The 4,554-nt window shown below is 36.5% G+C and carries 3 protein-coding genes; all 3 read left to right on the top strand.

All coding sequences use genetic code 11. The features are described from left to right. The first annotated feature begins 324 nt into the window (after window positions 1–324). Complete coding sequence (locus QZ276_RS04070; RefSeq protein ID WP_292485534.1) at window positions 325–1,671, top strand: glutamate-5-semialdehyde dehydrogenase; 1,347 nt, start codon at window positions 325–327, stop codon at window positions 1,669–1,671. A 31-nt stretch (window positions 1,672–1,702) separates the two neighbouring features. Continuing rightward, the gene (proB, locus tag QZ276_RS04075) at window positions 1,703–2,827 is read left to right on the top strand and encodes a glutamate 5-kinase (protein WP_292485537.1); all 1,125 of its coding nucleotides are present in this window, start codon (window positions 1,703–1,705) and stop codon (window positions 2,825–2,827) included. A gap of 255 nt (window positions 2,828–3,082) precedes the next feature. After that, window positions 3,083–4,554, top strand: a 1,472-nt coding sequence (locus QZ276_RS04080) for a methyl-accepting chemotaxis protein (RefSeq protein WP_292485539.1), incomplete at its 3' end; no start/stop codon positions are given.

Consider the following 4,554-nt stretch of genomic DNA (forward strand, 5'->3'; position numbering starts at 1 on the left):
AAAGTAGTCGGTGATTCCTTTTTTTTCAAAGGGATAACCGATAATGGGTGTGTGAACCATCCAAGAAGGACTTTGTAAATTGAAAATTTACAAATATCTTTAAATCTTTGATTTAAAGAGTAAGACTCTTCGGAGTAAACTCCTTCTGAAGCCACTTGGTCTTTAGCCAAGTGGTAGTTCACTAGAACTATATTAACAAAATGTTCTACATATTCTCATTTTATCTTATTATCGATAAGTATATGAGCAAAGAATATTCTTGAACAAACAAAAAGAGTTCAATAATCAAGCAAGCATATTAATTACATCAGGAGATTATCAATTATGGTCTCAGAAATTGAAAATAAAGTGAGGTCTGTCAAAAAATCGTCAGTAAAACTTGCCAGCATAGATACAGGTACTAAAAACAGGGCGCTTGAAGCAATGGCTGAAGCCCTTGATATCCATCGCAGTTTCATAATTCAGGAAAATTCCAAAGATCAGGAAGATGCGAAAAAATTACTGGAAGAAGGAAAACTGTCAAAAGCACTTGTTGACAGATTAAAAGTTGACAACAATAAAATCGATGGGATGATAGAAGGAATCAAGGACGTCATGCAACTGAATGACCCGGTGGGCGATACATTAAACTCAATCGAACTCGATGAGGGACTCGAACTTTACCAGGTAAGTTGCCCGATAGGTGTTATCGGTGTTATATTTGAATCACGTCCTGATGTTGTTCCACAGGTAATGTCACTGTGCCTTAAAAGTGGAAATGCTACAATCTTTAAAGGAGGAAGTGAAGCATCACATTCCAATAGAGCTATTTTTGATGTATTAACAGATTCTATAAAACACACTGAAACAGTACCTGAAGACGCTTTCCAGCTTATGGAAACCAGAGAAGAAGTAATGGATGTGCTCAAACAAGACCAGTACATCGACCTTCTGATACCCAGAGGTTCTAATACCTTTGTAAAATTCATACAGGACAATACAAGAATACCTGTGCTTGGTCACTCTGACGGAATATGTCATGCATTTGTGGATTCAAAAGCCAACCTTGATACTGCATATAATGTTTGTTATGATTCAAAAGTACAGTACCCGGCAGTATGCAACGCCATTGAAACATTACTTGTCCACACTGACATTGCTGGTGATTTTTTACCTGATATAGCAGATATGTATAACAAAGCAGGTGTAAAGCTTTGCTGTGATGAGGAATCCTATGAAATACTGGAGAATCTGGATACAATAAATGAAATATACAGAGCAACAGAAGAAGACTGGAGAACCGAATATAACGACCTTATACTTTCTATAAAAGTTGTTGATTCAATCGATAATGCTGTTGACCATATAAACAATTACGGTTCTCATCATACCGATGTAATAATTACAGATAATAAAGAAAACAAAAAACTGTTTTCAAGTTTGGTAGATTCTTCAAGCGTAATGATTAATGCATCAACACGGTTTGCTGATGGATTCAGGTATGGAAAAGGTGCAGAAGTAGGAATAAGCACCAATAAAATACATGCCCGCGGTCCGGTAGGCATGGAAGGACTTGTTATCTATAAGTATATCCTTATTGGAAACGGAGAAAAAGTAGATGATTATACAGGACAAAATGCCAGAAAATTTACCCATAATAATCTGGACAAAAAGTATCGCAATGTCCTATAACCTTAAATGATTTTGTAGAAGGGGATGCTTGTTGGTTAACAGAAAAAAATTATTCAGTGATGTTGAGAAGGTTGTAGTTAAGATTGGTACATCATCTATTAGTAATGATGACGGTACGCTAAACCATGACCTTATGGATAGAATTAGCTACCAGGTTTCTGAACTACACAATATGGGAAAAGAGGTTATAATTGTTAGTTCAGGATCTATAGGTGTAGGTGTAAGCCAACTTCATCTTGGTTCCAGACCGCGGGAAATCCCTGTTCGCCAGGCTGCTGCTGCAGTGGGACAGAGTGTCCTTATGCAAGAGTGGATAAAAGCTTTTCAAAAATACAATCTGAATGTTGCCCAGATTTTAATAACCTATGAATCCTTTTCTAACCGCCTTACATATCTGAACTTGAGAAACAGCATCTCTACATTGCTGAATTATGGTGTTATACCCATTATCAACGAAAATGACAGCACTTCTGTACATGAAATTGAGGCTACCTTTGGAGACAACGACAAATTGTCTGCTATGGTTTCCAGTAAAATGGAAGCCGATTTATTGATTATGCTTTCAGATATCGAAGGCTTGTATGATAAAAATCCGAAAAGAAATCATAACGCCAGATTGATGAAAACTGTGGAAGCGATTACACCTGAAATTGAAAGTTATGGAGGAGACCCTACCAGTTTGAAGGGTGTAGGCGGCATGCGGACCAAAATTGAAGCCGCTAAAATCTGCAGTATGTCCGGCTGCTATATGGTTATTGTAAATAGCAGTATCGATTATGTTGTATCAAAAGTATTTAATGGTGAAGAGATTGGAACATTGTTTCTTGCCAACCAGGATGTACATAAAAACAGGATTAGATGGATAATTCTGGCTAAATCCTCAGGAACGGTTGATATTGATTCTGGTGCAAAGGAAGCGATTAAAAATCACATGAGTCTACTGCCTTCAGGAGTTGTAGATGTTACAGGAGAATTTGATAGAGGAGATATTGTAGAACTTAAATGCAATGGAGAAGTATTCGCAAAGGGCATAACAGACTATACATCAGATGAACTAAAACAGATTAAAGGCAAACATACAGACATGATTGCAGATATTCTCGGCTACAAAAACTACGACCATGTAATCAAAAAAGAAAACATTGGTCTTTTCTAATAGTATATTACTGTAAGCATCCCTTTTTATTATTTTTTTAAAAAAGTTAGCCTGACTATATTAATTTTTATGGCTAAATCAAAAAATATATATCTAATTATAATTTATACGTTGAAAAGTGTAAATTATAATCATCATTATGAGAATGATAAGAAATAGCAGAAAAAGGAATCAGCAGCACAATCTATTTCATTGGATGCTGCTTTTTTTTAACAATGTCTGTTTGAAGTTTCAAACCTAAAAATGAGGTATAACATGGGATTGAATGACAAATCATTGAAATTTAAAGGAACAGTGTATATAATACTTCCACTGCTTTTAGTATTGGTTGCATCTGGAGCATTTATAGTTTCAGAAGTATATTCACAGCAAGAACATATGGCATACCAAGAAGCTAGTAAAATGGCATCTAATCAAGCAAATGACGTTAATGCTGATATGAAAGAATATTTAACAACCAGCAAACAATTCTCAAACGTTCTTTCTGAATACGAATCAGAAAACAGAGAAGAAGTTAACAATATGCTTGAAAATACTCTAACTGATAATTCCAAACTTTTAGGTACTTATGTAGCATATGAGAACAATGCTTTTGATAAGAATGGAAATCTCGATGCAAAAGGTACTACAGATAATGGCAGGTTTGCACCTTATTGGAATCGATTTGGAGGGTCTGTTTCAGTTGAACCACTACAAAATATCGACTCATCTAACTGGTATACTGTACCAAAAAACACTGAATCAACATTTGTTTCTGAACCATTGATGTATAACGGTAAATTAATGGTTAGTTTTGCATCGCCCATTATGAAAAATGGTGATTTTGTAGGCATAACTGGTGCAGATGTATCACTAAATTATCTTGACGGTATGATAAGCGATATACAGGTCTTTGATTCTGGTTATGCATTTCTGGTCAGTCAGGAAGGAGTCGTCATGACTCATCCTGAAAACAAAAATTGGATTGGTAAAAAGAACATTAAAAACATTGATGCTGATGGTTTTGACCAGATGGCAAAAGACATCAAGAACGGTAATGAAGACAGGATAAAAACTGTAGACCCAACTAATGATGAACGTTCAACACTATTCTATAGACCTGTAGAAACCGGTAATTTTGCAGTAGTTGTTTCGGCACCAGAAGATGAAATGCTATCAGGCGCAATAGCAGTGAAAAATGAAATTATCCTGATTTTTGCCGCATCCATAGCAATTCTTGGAGGAGTTGCATTTCTTATTGCACGTTCAATAGCAAACCCAATTGAAAAAATTGAGGGTGTAGCTGATAAAATATCAAATGGTGACCTTACTGCAAAAATCGATGACAGTTTGACCCAGAACAATGACGAAATAGGCAGTTTAGCCCAATCCTTTGATAAAATGTCCAGTAATCTTGCAGATCTGGTGAATAAGATAACTTTGGCTGCCGATAATACAGCATCAAAGGCACAGGAGTTGTCTGCCTCGTCTGAACAGATGACATCCACATCCAACCAGATAGCAGACACAGTAACAGAAATCTCAAACGGTGCACAGAACCAGTCTACAAAGATACAGGAAGTATCACGTGCAATGAACGACATGAACCAGAGCGTACAGGATGTCGCAAGTAACGCACAGAAGGCTTCCGAGGATGTTACTGGTGTCAGTGAAAAGACACAGAATGTTGGCGATAAATCACATGAGCTGTCTGTCAAGATGAACGATGTCCAGTCCGCCATGAACGA

Origin of the sequence: Methanohalobium sp. (assembly GCF_018609725.1) — an archaeon.
Lineage (GTDB): Archaea > Halobacteriota > Methanosarcinia > Methanosarcinales > Methanosarcinaceae > Methanohalobium.

Bases quoted from the DNA above. Each gene is read 5' to 3' on its own strand.
- QZ276_RS04070 (WP_292485534.1), top strand. From the start codon at position 325: ATGGTCTCAGAAATTGAAAATAAAGTGAGGTCTGTCAAAAAATCGTCA.